Genomic DNA, 16,947 nt, shown 5'->3' with positions numbered 1-16,947 from the left:
AAAAATTCTCTCTTCGGATCACCATGTTAAATCCATAATCCGCACCTTTCTTTTTCTTATTCTTTTCTGACGGCCCGGAGTTCTACCATTAGCTTCTCTCCTCGATTTGTCAGCTTCCACACCCCATCTTTAGTTCTACTATCAGACAACTCTACATTAACCAAGCCCAAAGCCTGCAGCTGAACCTTTACAGTCTGAAAATCTTGATCTTCTAAGGTGCTAATCCCCAGATCCACGCCATATCTTGCGCATGCAGCCTCCTTTAAAACTCGTTTGATTTCGCTGGGATCTCCACCACCTACCAAATAAGGAGAAACATAATAAAAAATCTCCTTCCATGAGAACACCACATACCAATCTGAATTACTGCCGTAACTATTAAAATATTTTCCATTCAGCCGAAAATTATCGTCAACACCCGCCAAATCTTGAATATCAAAAATTGGTGCCACTTGCGAATCTAGATCCTGAATTTGCGCCATCAAACTATCATTCAACTTTCTAAGATCATTAATCTCTAACAACAACCCCTCATTAGATACTTCATTTGCTCGCACCCAACCTTGAGCCGGATACAGCTTAATTGTTTTAGCCAAGCTTAACGCAACCAAGCCTGGAAGTTCAGCTCCGTCATTCCAAAACTTTACGACCCGCCCCGTAGAAATCTTAGTTCGAAACAAAGAAAGTCTATCACGCTGTTCAGGAGCAACCTCTGACTTCCCAAGAGGCAACACGTCAGGATTACCATGTAGCAATGCGACCACTCTCAAGCCTTTACTTACTGCATAATCAAATTCCTTTTCGGTATAGCTAATCCCTTCATCACTTACCGACCCATACCGACCACCTACTATCAGGAGATAATAATCACAATCATCGATAACCCTTTGAATGAAGGTCCACTGATCCTCATCAGCAGCCGGAAAAAGTTCCATGCCCGCTGGAATACAGTCCATTTCCATCAAAGTTTGAGTAACACTCTGACGTTCATCCTTTAAATCCAAATAAGTTGAGCTTACAAAAACCTGATATCGCTTATCCATGCTTCCCCACCCTAAAAATTCAATCTAAAAATAAACACTGATCAATTTAAGCTTGGCGGCTTCAAGACACTTGCAGTGCTGAGACGATGGCAGCATGCCATGCTTGTAGCACAGCATAATACAAATAGGTTTAGCTGCACTCTCATGCGCGCAACGCCACCATCGGCGCCATGAACGAATTCGCCGCCCTCTCCCGCATGCTCGAAAACCTCATCCGCTTCGGCGTCATCGCCGCCGTGCAGATGGAGCCCCCGCGCGTGCAGGTAAAAACCGGTGCACTCACCACCGCCTGGTTGCCGTGGCTCGCCCTGCGGGCCGGCTCCGACCGCGAATGGGACCCGCCCACCGTTGACGAACAGGTGATCCTGTTCAGCCCCTCTGGCCAGCTCGCCAACGGCGTCGTCATCACCGGCCTGCCCAGCGACCATATCCCCGCCAACGGCAACCGCCCTGGCCTGCACCGACGCACCTACGCCGACGGCGCGGTGATCGAGTACGACAGTGTCGCCCACCACCTGAATGCCACCCTGCCCGACAGCGGCACCACCAGCATCGTCAGTAAGGGCGGGATCAATATCATCGGCCCTATAAATCACCAGGGCGACTACAACCAAACGGGCAACCAGAACGTGGTCGGCCTTGTGACCGTCTCCGAAGACGTGGTCGCCGCCGGCATCAGCCTGGTCAACCATCCCCACGGCAGTGTGATGCCAGGCAACGGCAAGACGGGGAAACCAGAATGAACCGACAAACCGGCGGCGCCATCGGCACTCTGGACCACATCACCCAGTCCATGACCGACATCCTCACCACCCGCATCGGTACCCGGGTGATGCGCCGAGAGTACGGCAGCTTGCTGCCCGAGCTGGTGGACCACCCATTCAACGACGTCACCCGCTTGCGGGTGTACTCGGGCGCAGTCATGGCGCTGATGCGCTGGGAACCGCGGATCAGCCTCAGCCGCATTCAGTTCGTCGGCGCAAATCTGCAAGGCCAGTCCGTGCTGGACGTGGAAGGCAGCGTCGTCGACAGCAACGAGACATTCAGCCTGAGCATCCCGCTGCAACTGGGAGGCAGTGTATGAACTCCTTTGCCGCGATTGACCTCAGCCAGCTCCCGGCGCCGCAGATCGTCGAGCAGATCGACTACGAACTGATCCTGGCGGAACGCAAGGCCTACATGATCAGTCTGTGGCCGATTGAAGAACAGCCCGAGATTGCCGCGCGCCTCGAAATGGAATCGGAGCCGCTGACCAAGCTGCTGGAAGAAAACGCCTACCGCGAAACCATCTGGCGCCAGCGGGTCAACGAGGCGTCGATTGCCAACCTGCTGGCCCTGGCCAAAGGTCCCGATCTGGACCAATTGGCGGGCAACTTCAACGTCACGCGCCTGGTAGTCCAAGAAGCCAAGCCGCTGGCAAACCCGCCCGTAGCGCGGTTGATGGAGAGCGACGACAGCTTACGCGAGCGGGCACAAATGTCCTGGGAAGGGCTGAGCACCGCCGGGCCACGCAACAGCTACATTTTCCATGCCCGAGGGGCAGATGGCCGCGTTGCCGACGCCACAGCCGAAAGTCCATCCCCTGCCGTGGCGGTGATCACCGTTCAATCATTGCTGGGTGATGGCACAGCACCCGCCGACCTGCTTGCCATCGTCAAGACGTACCTGAGCGACGATGACCGTCGCCCGGTGGCTGACCGCCTGACCGTCCAAGGCGCGCAGATCATCCGCTACCAGGTCAAAGCCAGGCTCTACCTGTTAACCAGCGGTCCTGAGTCTGAGCCGATTCTGGCAGCAGCTGAGCAGCGCTTGCTGATCTATGTCAGCCAGCGTCGGCGCCTGGGAATGGAAGTGTCGGAGTCCGCTATTCACGCCGCGTTGCATGTCGAAGGTGTGCGCAAGGTTGAACTGGAAAACTGGGTCGACATTGTCGCGACCAAAGCCCAGGCGCCCTACTGCACTGGCGTCACCGTCACCCGGGGTGCCGAGTAATGAGCGCTCAGCACCTGCTGCCCGGAAACTCCACGCTGCTTGAGCGCCAGGCCGCACAGGCACTCGCGCAAATTCAGCGGGTGCCCATCCCATTGCGACAGCTGTGCAACCCGAACACCTGCCCTGTGCCGCTGCTGCCTTACCTGGCCTGGGCCTTTTCCGTCGACCGCTGGGATAGCAATTGGGCCGAGGCCACTAAACGCGCGGCCATTCGTTCATCCCGCTACATCCACGCTCACAAGGGCACCATCGGTGCATTGCGGCGTGTGGTCGAGCCGCTGGGTTACCTGATTGAGGTGATGGAGTGGTGGCAGACGGCGCCAGAGGGCGTACCCGGCACATTTGCCTTGAAGGTCGGCGTGCTGGACACCGGTATCACCGAAGAAATGTACCTGGAGCTGACCTGGCTGATCGATGACGCGAAGCCCGTCACCCGTCACCTGACAGGCCTGGCCATCAGCCTGGAAAGCACCGGCACGGTGTTTATCGGGGCCAGCGTGTACGAAGGCGACGAACTCAGCGTTTACCCACCGACACAGCGCGACATTGACGTCAGCGGTGTGATTCGCATCGGTGGCCGCGAACATCATATCGACACGATGGACATTCACTCATGACCGACCAAAACAGCCAGTTTTTCGCGATCCTCATTGACATCGGCAGGGCCAAGCAGGCCAATGCAGATGCCCTCGGCACAGCATGGACATTTGCCCAAATGGGCGTGGGCGATGCCAATGGCACCGACCCTATCCCCAGCAGTTCGCAAACCAGGCTGATCAATGAGCGCCGACGTGCCCCCCTGAATCAGGTGAAGGTTGATCCAGCCAACGCCAGCGTGATCATTGCCGAGCAGGTCATCCCGGAGAGCGTTGGCGGCTGGTGGGTACGTGAGCTGGCCCTTTACGACAAGGACGGCGACATGGTCGCGGTTGCCAACTGCGCGCCGACCTTCAAACCGCTGCTTGCCCAGGGATCAGGCCGGACACAGGTGATTCGAATCAACCTGATCGTCAGCAACACCGCGAATATCGAGCTAAAGATTGACCCCAGCGTTGTGTTGGCCACACGCGAGTATGTCGACACCGCCATCATCGAGGCCCAGGCGAAGCAGGACTTCAAGCACTCCGTGCTGGTAGCCACTACTGCCAACACCACGTTGAGCGGCCTTCAGACTGTTGACGGCGTGGCGTTGCAGGCTGGGGCTCGCGTGCTGGTGAAGAATCAAGTGACGGCCAAGGACAACGGCCTGTGGGTTGTTTCCTCAACTGGCCTGTGGAAACGCGCCGAGGATGCAGATACCAGCATCGAGGTGACACCTGGTCTATTTGTGAGCGTCGAGACGGGCACGGTCAACGGCGACAGCGTTTGGCAACTGGTAACCGATGCCCCAATCGTCCTGGGCACTACTGCGCTTACCTTCGAAATGGCTGTGGGGCGCACGGGGGTCAATGCGGGTTCATATGGCAAGGTTACTGTCGACAAGTATGGTCGGGTCATTGCCGGCACGAACCCGACTACGCTCGCTGCGGCCGGGATCACCGATGCACTGTCGATTAATGGCGGCAGCCTGCAAGGAAATGTCCAACTGACAGAGAGCAGCAGACTCTATCTCACCCACGGAAATACCTCGGCATGGGCACAGGGGGTATTCGCTGGAGCGCCTACAGAAATCAGAGGAGGAATGGGCTTTTACGGTGGTTCTGACGGCATATTCAAGACTGCATTCTTGGGGCTTGGGACTGACCCCTGGTCCATCGGCCCGGGCATCCGGATCAAGTCGGAGGGGGTCGTTGAGATCAGCGGCACGATCACGGGAAGCGGGGCTGGTTTGTACTCTGTGCCCTTTGCTGCACTGACAGGCCTGCCGAACACCTTGTCTGGCTACGGCATCGCATCGGCGAGCCAAACAGAGGCTGAGCAAGGTTCTGACACGACCAAGCCGATGACAGCGCTACGGGTCTGGCAGGCAATCGCGGCCAAAGTTGTGCAGGCGACAACGAGCTTTGCTGGTATCGCCCGTATCGCGTCGCAGACCGCTGTTAACACAGGTACTGAACCGACGACGATAGTCACCCCATTAACCCTCGCCACCCGCTTGAGCGCGTTGTGGCAGGCCGCTCAAGAGGGTGTACTGGGCGTTATACAGCTCGCCACACAACCCGAAGTAAATGCCGGCGTTGACGACACAAAGGCCGTCACGTCCAAGAAACTACGGGCAGGCGTTTCATGGGTGCTTGGCGCGAATGGCCACATCGCAATGCCGACCTGGCTGGGCGGATGGATCCTGCAATGGGGGTTAGCGGTCGGGGTTGGACAGGCGACCAACAGCGGTACGTCGCAAGGCCCTGGTCGTGACGTATCCCTTTCCGTGACGTTCCCGAACGAAATCATGTGGGTGGGAGCCTTCATGGCCTTTACGACGATGATTACCGGGGCAGCATTTACGCCTGGAGCTGGGTACGTGTCGAGGTCTGTGATCCGGGTTCAGAACAACTACACCCAGTCAGCAGGCGACATCGCTTGGCTGGCGCTTGGCCGATAAAGAGGTACACCAATGGCAGCGTTTTACAGCCCCTCAGAGCGTGGTTTCTTCGACACTGCGCTCAATAGCAAAAAGCAGATTCCGACCGACGCGATTGCAATCACCGAGCCACAGCGAAGGGAGCTGCTGGCAGGGATATCGCGCGGTTTGCTCGCGCAAGTGTCCGAGGATGGTTCGCTTGAGCTGGTCGAACCGCCGGTTGACCCCGATGCCGTAGCCCAGGCCGAACGCGCTTGGCGTGATGGAGTACTGACGTCTGCGGCATGGCTGCGTGACCGGCACCGCGATCAGCTCGAAATTGGCGCGCCGACAACGCTCACCGCCGAGCAATTCGGAGGGCTGTTGGTGTTCATGCAGGCACTGCGCGACTGGCCGCAATCGCCGGAATTCCCGGATAGCACGCATCGCCCTATCGCGCCCACTTGGCTTGATGAGCAGGTTCAATAACAACCATCGAAAGGTGGCGCGCCTTGTAGCGTGTCCACCTACAACGTCCACCACTCGCCGAACTGCCGCGCGCGCGGCAGCCTGTGCACTGTCATTCCATCACAGCGCAGGCATCCACCCATGGCCGGTTCAGACTATCTCCACGGCGTGCGGGTCATCGAACTCAACGACGGCACCCGCCCCATTCGCACCATTCCCACCGCAGTCATCGGCTTGGTTTGTACGGCTGAAGATGCGGACCCGCTCGCTTTCCCGCTGGACACTCCGGTACTGCTGACCAACGTGCAAAGCGCCATCGCCAAAGCCGGCGTAAAGGGCACTCTGGCGTCCAGCCTCCAAGCCATCGCCGATCAGACCAAGCCCTACACCATCGTGGTTCGGGTCAAGGAAGGCGCAGACTCAGCCGCTACTACCACTGCCCTGATCGGCACCACCACCGCCGATGGCAAATACACCGGCATGAAAGCCTTGCTCGCAGCCAAGGCCCGTGTGGGCATGACGCCACGCATTCTCGGCGTACCTGGTCTTGACAGCCAGCCGGTGGCCGCCGCCCTGGTACCGATTGCGCAGGACCTGCGCGCCTTCGCCTATGTCAGTGCGTGGGACTGCAAAACCAAGGAAGAAGTGGTCGCTTACCGTGAAAACTTCGGCGCCCGTGAGGTCATGGTGATCTGGCCGGAGTTCCAGAACTGGGACACGGTCACCAGCGCGACCATTACCGCGTCGGCGGTGGCCCGCGCCTTGGGCCTGCGGGCAAAAATCGACCAGGAAACCGGCTGGCACAAGACTCTTTCCAACGTTGCAATCAACGGCGTGACCGGCATCAGCGCAGACGTGTTCTGGGATCTGCAAAACCCGGCCACCGACGCCAACTACCTCAACAGCAACGAGGTCACGACCCTGATCAACGAGGGTGGTTTCCGCTTCTGGGGTAGCCGTACCTGCAGCGACGATCCGCTGTTCGCCTTCGAAAACTACACCCGTACCGCGCAGATCCTCGCCGATACCATGGCCGAGGCGCACATGTGGGCTGTGGACAAGCCCATGCACGCCTCCCTGGTGCGGGACATCCTTGAAGGCATCAACGCCAAGTTTCGCGAGCTGGTTGCGCAGGGCTACCTGATCGGCGGCAGCGCCTGGTACCCGGAAGATATCAACGACAAAGACACCCTCAAGGCCGGCAAGCTGACGATCGATTACGACTACACGCCAGTGCCGCCCCTGGAAGACCTCACGCTGCGCCAGCGTATTACCGACAGATACCTGATGCAGTTCGCCAGCCAGATCAACGGCTAAACCGGGGCTCCCCGAAAGGGGAGTTGACCCGCTGCCAAACACCCGGAGAACACCGCCATGGCCATGCCACGCAAACTCAAGAACCTCATGTTGTTCAACGACGCCAACATCTACAGGGGGGTGGTGAAGTCCGTCACCCTGCCCGCCCTCGGCCGCAAGATGGAAGCCTTTCGCGGCGGTGGCATGAACGGCCCGGTCAAGGCTGACCTCGGTTTTTCCGACGACGGTATCCAGTTGGAATGGAAGACCGGCGGGCTGGACCTGATCAGCCTGAAGCAATTCGGCATGGTCAATGCGTCGGGTGTCGCCATGCGCTTTTCCGGCGCCTATGAGCAGGACGACACAGGCGAAGTCAGCGCCGTGGAAATCGTTGTGCGCGGCCGGCACGAAACCATCGAAATGGGTGACGCCCAGCCAGGCGAAGACACCGAACATTCGATGACCACCACCTGCACCTACTACAAGTTGACGGTGGACAACGAAGAAATCATCGAAATCGACCTGCTCAACTTCATCGAGAAAGTCGGCGGCGTCGACATGCTGGAGAAACAGCGCAACGCCCTGGGCTTCTGACCTCCAATCGCCATGTATTTTTTTGCCCCTCACCAGGAGCTTTATCCATGAAAACCGCAGCCACCGAACAACCTGACGTTCAATCACTGACTGACGAAAACACCGTCATCCTCGATACCCCAATCCGCCGTGGCACCAGCACCATCGATAGCATCACCCTGCGCAAACCCAACTCGGGCGAGCTGCGAGGCGTGAGCCTGGCCGAGCTGCTGCAGATGGACGTCAACAGCCTGATCAAGGTGTTACCGCGCATCAGCTCGCCGACCCTCACCACCATTGAAGTTACGTCCATGGACCCCGCCGACCTGGTCGCGCTCAGCACGAAGATCACCGGTTTTTTGCTACAGAAATCGACGAAGACGGATGCATCCCTCGTTGCGTAGAGGAGGCCATGGCCGATCTGGCGGTGGTTTTTCACTGGGCACCGGCTGACATGGATCAGTTGGGTCTGCAAGAACTGATGGACTGGCGCGAGCGTGCCAGGGTGCGGAGTTCCACCGATGGCAAATGATCTGCGGCTACAGGTGGTGCTGGATGCCATCGACAAAGCCACCCGCCCGTTGAAGCAAATCAACAACGGCAGCCTTGAGACCGCTCGCGCGCTCAAGGCTGCACGCGACCGCCTGAAAGAACTCAACACCCAACAGAAAGACGTCAGCTCCTGGCGCGCTCAGCGTGCCGCCGCCGACCAGACCGGCACCGCGCTCACCGCGGCACGCGATAAAGTCAAAGGCCTCAGCCAGCAGTTTGCCGCGACCGGCGCGCCGACCAGGGCAATGACGCGCGAGTTTCAGTCAGCAGTACGCGAGGCCACAAAGCTCAAGCAGCAACACCAGCAGCAGAGCGTTCAACTCCAAGGCCTGCGGTCAAAGCTCAATGACGCCGGCATCAGCACTAAAAATCTGGTGGCCCACGAACGCCAGCTGCGCGAGCAGATCATAGCCACCAACGCCAGCGTCAGCACGCAAGGCAAGCGCATGGCGGAGCTGAGCGCCCAGCACAAGCGCGCGGCCATGGCCCGGGGCAGCTACGACAAGGGCAAGCAGTTCGCGGGCAACGCGGCCGTGGCCGGGGGCTCCAGCTTGGGCGTTGCGTACGCAGCCAGCCGCCCAGTCATCGGCGTGGTAAAGGAATACGTCGACTTCGAAACCGCCATGATGGGCGTAGCCAAGCAGGTCGACGGCGCGCGGGACGACAACGGCAAACTCACCGCCACCTATTACGAATTTGCGGACGCGATCAAAGCGGCCAGCAACGAAATGCCTATTGCCACCACCGAGTTCGCAGCCCTAGTCGAAGCGCAGGCCCGGGCCGGTATTCAGGGCAAAGAAAACCTTTTGACCATGGCAAAGGTATCGGCCACTGCCGCCGTGGCGTTCGATCTGCCAGCGGAACAGGTGGGCGAGGACATGGGCCGGATCGCCGGCTTGTACAAGGTACCGATCAAGAACATCTCCGAGTTGGGTGATGCACTCAACTACCTGGACGACAACACCCGCTCCAAGGGTGGCGACATCATTGAAACGCTGACCCGTATGAGCGACGTAGCCGACAAGCTCGACTACCGCAAGGCGGCAGCGTTGGGCAGTACGTTCCTGTCGCTGGGTTCGGCACCAGAAGTCGCCGCGAGCGCTTCCAGGGCTATGGTCCGTGAGCTTTCCATAGCCACCATGCAGAGCAAGAAGTTCCAGGAAGGCATGGCCATGGTCGGCCTTGACTCAAAGGCTGTGCAGAGCGGAATGAGCAAGGACGCCATGGGCACAATGATGGGTGTCCTTGAGCGGATCAAAAAGCTGTCGCCTGAGCAACAGACAGAAGCGTCAACGCGGATATTCGGCAAAGAATTCGGCAAGGACGCCGGCAAGCTGGTCAACAACCTGGACGAACTGAAACGTCAGCTCGACCTGGTGAATGACGCCGCAGCCAATGGATCGATGCAGCGGGAAATGGATATCCGTGCTGATGCGATCGAAGGTCGCTGGCAAGTGCTGCAGAACAAGTTATTCAACACCAAAAGCGGCGCGGGCGAAGCCGTACGGTCGACCATGGTCGACGTCATGGACGCCATCGGCGGTGTGCTAGACAAGGTCAATGCCTGGGTCAAAGCCAACCCGACTTTGACGGCGACCTTGCTGAAGATCGTAGCCAGTGTGGTGGTGTTGTCAGCGGTTTTCGGCGGGCTCGCCCTCACACTCGCCGGCATCTTGGGGCCGTTCCTGTTCCTACGCTTCGGCCTGGCCATGTTCGGTGTTCGCCTGCCCGGCATCATCGGTATTTTCAAGGTGTTCGGCACGGTACTGCGAACGCTGGGCGGGATTTTGATTGGTCACCTAGTGACCGCACTTCGTACGGTTGGCATAGCGTTGTGGGGGCTTTCCGCTAACCCGATTGTCCTGGTCATCGCTGCTGTTGTCGCTGCACTGGCCGGCGGCGCGTACCTGATCTACAAGAACTGGGACGCGGTAAAAACCTACTTCGCCAACGCCTGGAACGAAATCAAATCGGGGTTCGACGGTGGCATTGGGGGCATCATTACCACCCTGGTCAACTTCAGCCCGCTCGGCCTGCTCTACCAGGCATTTGCCGGTGTGCTGAGTTACCTGGGCATCGAGCTGCCTAGCCGCTTCACTGAATTCGGCGGCATGATCGTCAACGGCCTGATCAATGGGCTGACGGCCGGGCTCGGCGCCGTGAAAAACACCATCAGCTCTATCGGTGATGCCAGCATTGGTTGGTTCAAGGAGAAACTCGGCATCCACAGCCCGTCGCGGGTGTTCGCAGAGCTGGGAGGGTTCACCATGGCAGGCCTGACACAGGGCCTGGAAGGTGGACAGAAAGGCCCATTGGACGCCCTGACCACCATGAGCAAGCAGATGACAGCGGCGGGCACTCAGGCACTGAGCACAGCAGCCGTGTCGGCGTTTTCCGTGGACACTGTGCCACCGATCAGCAGCGCGCCCGCAGCTGCGGTCTACGACAGCCACGACACCTACGAATTCACCATTACGGCGGGGCCAGGCACGGACATGCAAAGTTTGGAAAAGAGCGTGCGTGCACTGATGGCACGCATCGAAAACGAAAAGAAAGCGCGTCAGCGCAGCAAACTTTCTGACCTGGAATAACCACCATGATGATGGCCCTCGGCATGTTCGTGTTCAGCCTCTCCACCGCCGCCTACCAGGAGCTGCAACGCCAAACCGATTGGCGTCATGCCAGCAACAATCGCATCGGCGCGGCGCCCGCACGGCAATTCGTCGGTCGTGGCGACGATGCCATCACCCTCCCCGGCATCATATTCCCTGAGCTGGCTGGCAGCGCCCTAAGCCTCGACGCGATACGCCTGATGGCGAACACCGGCAAGGCCTGGCCCATGGTCGAAGGCACCGGGCGGATATACGGCCTGTGGGTGATAGAGAGCCTGAGCGAGAACAAGACCTTCTTTTTCAAGGACGGCACGCCACGGCGCATTGAGTTCACCCTGAGCCTCAAGCGCATCGACGACGACCGCATCGATCTGCTCAGCGCCGGCACCAGCATTGGCGTCAACATCTTGCGAGGCCTGCTATGATCGACTCCATCTTTTCCAAGGTCACCGGCTACGTGCGCAGTACCGCTGAGCGCTACGTCCGCGACGCGGCCTATCCCGTGCCCGCCTTCCGGCTCACCGTCGACGGTCTGGACATCGCCCAACTGATCAGCCCTCGCCTGATGAGCCTGGAGCTGACCGACAATCGCGGCGTCGAGGCCGACCAACTCAGCATCACCCTCAGCGACCACGATGGTCTGCTTTCGATCCCACCCAAAGGTGCGGTATTGCGGTTGTGGCTGGGTTGGAGTGATACCGGCCTGGTGGACAAAGGCACCTACACTGTCGACGAAACCGAACACAGCGGCGCGCCGGACGTACTCAGCATCCGTGCTCGATCGGCAGACCTGCGCAAGGGCCTGAAAACCAAACGGGAGCGTAGCTGGAGCAACACCACCCTCGGCGTCGTCCTGGGCGATATCGCCATCGGCAACGGCCTGACCGCGACCATCGCAGGCGCTCTGGATGGGTTGCCCATCCTGCAGCTCGACCAGGCCAACGAGTCTGACGCCAACCTGATCAGCCGCCTGGGCGAGGAGTTCGACGCGGTGGCCAGCGTGAAAGCGGGCTGCCTACTGTGCCTGCCGGCGGGTGGCGGCAAGACGGCCAGCGGCCTGGACCTGCCGCACATCACCCTCACCCGCGCCGACGGTGACCAACACCGCTACCTACAAGCCGACCGCGACAGCTACGACGGCGTGCGCGCCTATTACTACGACGTGAACAGTGCCAAAAAACAGAAGGCCATTGCCGGCGACGGCGATAACCTCAAAGACCTGCGCCACACCTACAGCGACCAGCAGTCAGCCCTGCGCGCCGCTCGTGCCGAGTTCCGGCGCTTGCAACGCGGCAGTGCCACACTCAGTTACACCCTGGCAATGGGCCGACCGGATCTGATCCCCGAACTGGTCTACACGCTGCAAGGCGTAAAGGCGGAAATCGACGAAATCATCTGGTACGGCGGCAACGTGCAGCACAGCCTCACTGCGGATGGCGGGTATACGGTTAGCCTCGAGCTGGAAAGCAAGCTACCGCAGGACAACGTTGAGGACCTGGCAGAAGAGAACAAAGGCGATTACACGGGGATCATCGCGTACTACCGCGACCAGACAACAGGAAAGGAGAAGATGATTACAACGGGGGATCAGAAGAAGCCGAGACGATTACGATGGCTGTATGCAACTGAAGCATCTGCGAAAAGAGCAGTCACCAGAGAATGGAAACGAGCTCAAGATGCGAAAAATTAAGGCCCCAAAATTTGGGGCCCGTCTGCGGAGTTAAAGCTTCACAAGTATCTATAAGATTGTGGGGCCACCATTCCTTCAGCAAGATCAGATAAATTCAATGGATGTTCGTAGCGAAGTGTTCCACCAACTTTAATTGCGAAGGCGCGCTGTCGACCAGTAAAGTACTCACTAAAAAACCTGGAGGTTATCCCTGCATGAGATTTCGTTTCAGCCCAGACTTTCTTAGGGGAACCCTCAATCACACCATCAATATCAAATTCCCCTATAACCTTACCGACTGGCATAGTCGCATAAACCACAACCTTGCTTATATCCGAGCGCTTGAAAATATTCTTACGAAATTCGAACCGCTTCTCTCCCTGAAAAATTTTTTCGGCAAACTCCGGCTTAATTGATAATAATATTTTCATTTGCACCACTCAGCTCAAGTATATGAGAAAACTGCCTATCATTTAACTCAGTACAGCCCCAACGACTGTCAACCATCCCACAATTCGTAACAAGAGTAGCACGATTCAGTCTCTTTGGCAGCGCATAATTATAAGAGAAACGAAGAATATAAGGGTATTTTCCATCCCTATAAAACCGTCGTAGCTCCTCCTCACTGAACACAGAAAACGGCAAACAATATGCCAGAAAATCGTCAACAGTTCTGAACATGCTGAGCAAAACGACTTCTTGTATAACACATATTGAAGTAGCCACTGCACTGTACCAAGCTGGCGTGACTTCGTTACCGGTACGGTATATTACAATTACGTCACCACAGCGCAACTGGTCAGCACCAAAGAGCTTACATATATAAACCTTATGAATACTATTAGTATGCGATACATCTTTAATTATCGCTTCTGGGTCTTCGTTATTTAATATTGAATCAGGAAACAATCGAGTATGAAACTCAGGATAGATCGTAAGCAAAAACTTTCTACGCCCATTTGCCAAAACGACGGGGTATCTCTTGGTTATATCTCCAGGCACATTTGAAAGTTGTTTATAAAGCACCCATTCCACCCCATTCGGCGTGACCTTGTTTCCGTGCTTCTCAAAACCGTACCTTTCAAAGAGAGATATCAATCCACCATGTTTTTCAAACACCGTTACGTATACATCTTGTGCATCAGAAGCGACTACGTAATCAAATATTTTCTTCAGAAACCGCTCACCCAACTTGGTCCCATGCGCGTTAATCTTTAGCGTTCCAACTTTCACATGACGTCCGTAAGGTAGTGGAGGATTAATATCCGAAACAACGCCATCCTCTACCTTTAGATAAAGAAATCCATCTATAGCGCCGGCATCCCCATAAAAAACGTATGCGCTGTCCCCCGCTTGTGCTTTCTTTTCAAACCAAACTGGAATCTCTGCATAATCTTGTTTTAATGAATCAAAAAAAACATCATTAAAATTAACGTCAGCAAATTTTGTAAGTCGCAGCTCCATAGAATCCTTCCTTATGCATTTTTAATATTTTTTGAACGGGACGACGGTCAAAAAACCGCAAATTACTGCCCGTCTTCTTCAATACAATGCTCAACCATTTCATACTCAGTACCCCATTGGCGCTCGCAGGCGCGACGCAGAAGACCCGAATAGTTACGCTCAATGTTGTCTTTCGCTGTCCTACGCTCTTTGGCGCAGTGCTCTTGCATGTCATATTCATTGGGCCACTCGCGGGCACAGCGAGTTGAAATTTCATCCTGAGGAGCGCGGGCGACCGCCCCTTGAGAGGCCTGCTGCTCTTTGATGCAGTGCACCACCATTTCGTAGTCGGTTTTCCACTCGGTTTCGCAATGAGCACGGATGGATCCCGAGTATTTGGCGAGGTTTCGCACAGCTTTACGCTGCTCCCCAACACAATAGGTGTACATCTCGCGATCAGTGGGCCACTCGCCGCTGCAATGCTGGGCAATGGCTTCGTCATTGGCCCAAGCGGTTCCGCTTAGAAGCAACATCCCTGCTGCGACACAAATATTGCGCATGATCCCTACTCCCTTTAATCCCTTAAACACCAAACCCACTCAGCGACTATGCACCTGTCTGCTAACTGGAGCCCAGGCAAAAAGCCTGGGCTGAAGACCTTGACTACAAGGTCAACCGGAGGTCGCGGTTAACGCCTCAGCCACGCGGCGAATGTAACGCCGGTCGATGTCACACATTTCCCTATAAAGCGTAAGAAGCTTCTTTTCATCATGCGTCAATCTGGAAGGCTCGATAGCGTTCTCATCATCCTGGCTATCTCCACTTTGATCCAACATGCTCATTACTCCATCAAGTGCATAGTTGAATCGACGTTACCGAGCCTCCTCGGAAAGCAATACGTAGTCCCGTGCGGATTCTACGGAGTTCGCTGAAGGATTATTCTTTTTCTCGCGCTGTCATTTCCCACATAGCGCCGACGATACGATCCACAGCTTGCTGGTCATTTTCTCGTAATGATCGGTACTGAGTTACCAAGCGGTCCTCTCCCACACTCAGCCCTTCAACTGGCCGAGGCGTAGCGACGCCTGTCACCACAAACAACACGTCGACCCCAAGCTTTGAGGCTGCCGAATGGAGGTAAAGAGAGGACGGGTCAGTGTTGCCCGCTTCATAAGCCGCCTGCGTCCGTTTGGAGACACCAACAGCATCGGCGAACTGATCCTGATTGAGGCCCAAGCGCTTTCGCTCAGCTTGAAGCCGAGCACCTATTTCCACTGAATAATGCAAATTTCTTCATCTCCGCTATTTACAAGTGCAGATATGTGCATCATTCTTTGCGTGTCACCACATAAAATTGCACGGAACTGCACTATGCCCAACGCCTACACCTACGAGCAAGCTCGCCATCTAGCGCGTGACGCCCTTGAAAGGCGCGGCCAGACGGTAAAGGACTTTGCGGAACAGCACCTACTGAACCCCAGCACCGTTTATGCGGTGCTTAGCGGCCAGAATCGCGGGCGTCGGGGGGAGTCCCACCGTGCCGCTGTCCTGCTGGGAATCAAGGACGGCGTGATCACTACGCCGCCGCCCCAAACCGGCGCCGATTGCGTGATAACAAACTAGGGCCTCTGGCACCAAGGGGAAACCAGAAGATGAAACGCCCAGTTCTAGACAGCAGAAAGAGCGTCGTAATGGCCGTTATCGGCGCCTACCCTGGCGGTCGGTCTTACGCATCGGCAGACCTCGGTATGCCGCTCAAGAAGTTCGACAACCAGGCCTACGAGAACGCCGGCAGTCGCCCGCTGACCGACGAGCATATTCATCGCCTGGAGAAAGTTGCCGGTACCACCTTCCTACCGGACTACATCGCCTCAATGTACGGCGGCATGTTCGTACCGCTGAGCCTCCCGGAAACCCTGGACAACGTTGAGCTGTACACCCGTTCGCTCAAAGCCTCGGCCAAGCGCGGCAGGGTTGACCAGATCATGTCTGCTGCCCTGGATGACGGGATCATTGAAAAGCGCGAGGCCGACGCGATCATCGCCGCCCTTGTCACCTACATGTCGGCCCGTTACGCCGAGGTGTTCGCGACTATCCAGCTTTACAGCCAGGGAGCGGTCTAGTGAGTACCTACAAACTGGTGTGCCCTCACTGCCACAGCCGGATGCGCATCCGCACCAGCGAAGGCCAGCACATTTTCCTGCGCATCACCTATATGCAATGCACCAACGAGGCCTGCGGCTGGGCGGTGCGTGCTGAATTTCAAATGACCCACGAGCTTAGCCCCAGCGGCATGCCTAACCCGGCTGTGCGCCTCCCGGTTGCAGATGTGGTCATTCGTCGCCAGGCAATGAAAACCGCTAATGATCAACCCGATCTGCTGGACCAAATGGAAATGGAGGGTGCGTGATGAATACTGCTACCGATACCGATTACCAGGAATACCAGGCAACCATGCAAACCGCTGGCCTGTCCTTCTTGCAACGTCACCAGACCGAGTACCTCGGCAACGATCAATTGCTTTTCTGCCGCGCGGTGCAGCACTTGGTGGGCAGCCTGGAAGTGCCTTTGCACATGGCTGAAAAACTGATCAGTCGCGCCTACGGTGAGCTCAAGTCCAACAACGACCGCCACCAGCTGGACGTCGATGCAAGCTCCGGTGCCGTGGCTGTCATCACGGACCCGGCCAGCGGAATGACCTGGGCCGTACCGGTCAGCCTGATCTACCAACGCATCATCAACGCACCGGAAAACCGCCGACTGCGCCTCGTAACACCGTAACCCCCGACTAACCCCGCC

At 57.0% G+C, this 16,947-nt stretch carries 23 protein-coding genes; 17 read left to right on the top strand and 6 right to left on the bottom strand.

Annotated features, from left to right (window positions below; translation table 11 throughout):
- Positions 1-56: 56 nt before the first annotated feature.
- The gene (locus tag HX869_RS01285; protein WP_178902637.1) at positions 57-1,043 is read right to left on the bottom strand and encodes a DUF4062 domain-containing protein; all 987 of its coding nucleotides are present in this window, start codon (positions 1,041-1,043) and stop codon (positions 57-59) included.
- A 170-nt stretch (positions 1,044-1,213) separates the two neighbouring features.
- Between HX869_RS01285 and HX869_RS01280 the strand changes: the two genes are divergently transcribed.
- The 13 genes from HX869_RS01280 to HX869_RS01220 all read left to right on the top strand — a co-directional run bounded on the left by HX869_RS01280 (position 1,214) and on the right by HX869_RS01220 (position 12,726).
- Entirely contained in the window at positions 1,214-1,786 is a 573-nt protein-coding gene (locus HX869_RS01280) for a phage baseplate assembly protein V (RefSeq protein ID WP_178902636.1), read from the top strand.
- Positions 1,783-2,127, top strand: coding sequence for a GPW/gp25 family protein (locus tag HX869_RS01275; protein WP_178902635.1), 345 nt, complete (start codon positions 1,783-1,785; stop codon positions 2,125-2,127). The genes HX869_RS01280 and HX869_RS01275 overlap by 4 nt, the downstream gene beginning before the upstream one ends.
- Positions 2,124-3,035, top strand: coding sequence for a baseplate J/gp47 family protein (locus HX869_RS01270; protein WP_178902634.1), 912 nt, complete (start codon positions 2,124-2,126; stop codon positions 3,033-3,035). The genes HX869_RS01275 and HX869_RS01270 overlap by 4 nt, the downstream gene beginning before the upstream one ends.
- A complete protein-coding gene (locus HX869_RS01265) occupies positions 3,035-3,652 on the top strand; it encodes a phage tail protein I (protein WP_178902633.1) in 618 nt (205 codons plus the stop codon). Before HX869_RS01270 ends, HX869_RS01265 begins: the two co-directional genes overlap by 1 nt.
- Positions 3,649-5,577, top strand: coding sequence for a phage tail protein (locus tag HX869_RS01260; RefSeq protein ID WP_178902632.1), 1,929 nt, complete (start codon positions 3,649-3,651; stop codon positions 5,575-5,577). The genes HX869_RS01265 and HX869_RS01260 overlap by 4 nt, the downstream gene beginning before the upstream one ends.
- A 12-nt stretch (positions 5,578-5,589) precedes the next feature.
- A complete protein-coding gene (locus HX869_RS01255) occupies positions 5,590-6,024 on the top strand; it encodes a phage tail assembly chaperone (protein ID WP_178902631.1) in 435 nt (144 codons plus the stop codon).
- 120 nt (positions 6,025-6,144) lie between these two features.
- Complete coding sequence (locus HX869_RS01250; RefSeq protein WP_178902630.1) at positions 6,145-7,320, top strand: phage tail sheath protein; 1,176 nt, start codon at positions 6,145-6,147, stop codon at positions 7,318-7,320.
- 57 nt (positions 7,321-7,377) lie between these two features.
- Positions 7,378-7,893 carry a phage major tail tube protein gene (locus tag HX869_RS01245; RefSeq protein ID WP_178902629.1) on the top strand — a complete coding sequence of 172 codons (516 nt, stop codon included), beginning with the start codon at positions 7,378-7,380 and terminating at the stop codon, positions 7,891-7,893.
- Between the two features lie 47 nt (positions 7,894-7,940).
- Positions 7,941-8,276, top strand: coding sequence for a phage tail assembly protein (locus HX869_RS01240; protein ID WP_010176308.1), 336 nt, complete (start codon positions 7,941-7,943; stop codon positions 8,274-8,276).
- 8 nt (positions 8,277-8,284) lie between these two features.
- Positions 8,285-8,404, top strand: coding sequence for a GpE family phage tail protein (locus HX869_RS01235; RefSeq protein WP_017477242.1), 120 nt, complete (start codon positions 8,285-8,287; stop codon positions 8,402-8,404).
- The gene (locus HX869_RS01230; protein WP_178902628.1) at positions 8,394-11,015 is read left to right on the top strand and encodes a phage tail tape measure protein; all 2,622 of its coding nucleotides are present in this window, start codon (positions 8,394-8,396) and stop codon (positions 11,013-11,015) included. Before HX869_RS01235 ends, HX869_RS01230 begins: the two co-directional genes overlap by 11 nt.
- A 5-nt stretch (positions 11,016-11,020) precedes the next feature.
- Complete coding sequence (locus tag HX869_RS01225; RefSeq protein ID WP_178902627.1) at positions 11,021-11,461, top strand: phage tail protein; 441 nt, start codon at positions 11,021-11,023, stop codon at positions 11,459-11,461.
- On the top strand, positions 11,458-12,726 hold the full coding sequence (locus HX869_RS01220; RefSeq protein ID WP_178902626.1) for a phage late control D family protein: 1,269 nt from the start codon (positions 11,458-11,460) through the stop codon (positions 12,724-12,726). Before HX869_RS01225 ends, HX869_RS01220 begins: the two co-directional genes overlap by 4 nt.
- A gap of 38 nt (positions 12,727-12,764) precedes the next feature.
- On the opposite strand, the gene HX869_RS01215 is transcribed toward HX869_RS01220, so the two are convergent.
- From HX869_RS01215 to HX869_RS01195, 5 genes are all read right to left on the bottom strand, one after another.
- Positions 12,765-13,136: an ASCH domain-containing protein gene (locus HX869_RS01215; RefSeq protein ID WP_178902625.1), complete on the bottom strand. Its 372-nt coding sequence runs from the start codon at positions 13,134-13,136 to the stop codon at positions 12,765-12,767.
- Positions 13,114-14,169, bottom strand: a complete 1,056-nt coding sequence (locus HX869_RS01210; protein ID WP_178902624.1) for an N-acetyltransferase — start codon at positions 14,167-14,169, stop codon at positions 13,114-13,116. The genes HX869_RS01215 and HX869_RS01210 overlap by 23 nt, the downstream gene beginning before the upstream one ends.
- Positions 14,170-14,231: 62 nt before the next feature.
- Positions 14,232-14,708 carry a hypothetical protein gene (locus HX869_RS01205; RefSeq protein ID WP_178902623.1) on the bottom strand — a complete coding sequence of 159 codons (477 nt, stop codon included), beginning with the start codon at positions 14,706-14,708 and terminating at the stop codon, positions 14,232-14,234.
- Between the two features lie 111 nt (positions 14,709-14,819).
- Positions 14,820-14,984, bottom strand: a complete 165-nt coding sequence (locus HX869_RS01200) for a hypothetical protein (protein WP_178902622.1) — start codon at positions 14,982-14,984, stop codon at positions 14,820-14,822.
- A gap of 100 nt (positions 14,985-15,084) precedes the next feature.
- Positions 15,085-15,423: a helix-turn-helix transcriptional regulator gene (locus HX869_RS01195; RefSeq protein WP_178902665.1), complete on the bottom strand. Its 339-nt coding sequence runs from the start codon at positions 15,421-15,423 to the stop codon at positions 15,085-15,087.
- A 96-nt stretch (positions 15,424-15,519) separates the two neighbouring features.
- On the opposite strand from HX869_RS01195, the gene HX869_RS01190 reads away from it, so the two are divergent.
- From HX869_RS01190 to HX869_RS01175, 4 genes are read left to right on the top strand one after another with little or no spacing between them, the layout of a single operon-like run.
- Positions 15,520-15,771, top strand: coding sequence for a DNA-binding protein (locus HX869_RS01190; RefSeq protein ID WP_178902621.1), 252 nt, complete (start codon positions 15,520-15,522; stop codon positions 15,769-15,771).
- Between the two features lie 29 nt (positions 15,772-15,800).
- Positions 15,801-16,271: a YmfL family putative regulatory protein gene (locus HX869_RS01185; protein ID WP_177054625.1), complete on the top strand. Its 471-nt coding sequence runs from the start codon at positions 15,801-15,803 to the stop codon at positions 16,269-16,271.
- Complete coding sequence (locus HX869_RS01180; RefSeq protein ID WP_010176319.1) at positions 16,271-16,558, top strand: ogr/Delta-like zinc finger family protein; 288 nt, start codon at positions 16,271-16,273, stop codon at positions 16,556-16,558. The genes HX869_RS01185 and HX869_RS01180 overlap by 1 nt, the downstream gene beginning before the upstream one ends.
- Positions 16,558-16,929 carry a hypothetical protein gene (locus HX869_RS01175; RefSeq protein WP_178902620.1) on the top strand — a complete coding sequence of 124 codons (372 nt, stop codon included), beginning with the start codon at positions 16,558-16,560 and terminating at the stop codon, positions 16,927-16,929. Before HX869_RS01180 ends, HX869_RS01175 begins: the two co-directional genes overlap by 1 nt.
- Positions 16,930-16,947: the final 18 nt, after the last annotated feature.

The sequence above is a fragment of the Pseudomonas sp. P7779 genome, from assembly GCF_013386315.1.
Lineage (GTDB): Bacteria > Pseudomonadota > Gammaproteobacteria > Pseudomonadales > Pseudomonadaceae > Aquipseudomonas.
The sequence above is the reverse complement of the archived record's forward strand: the minus strand, read 5'-3'. Positions and strand labels throughout refer to the sequence as shown.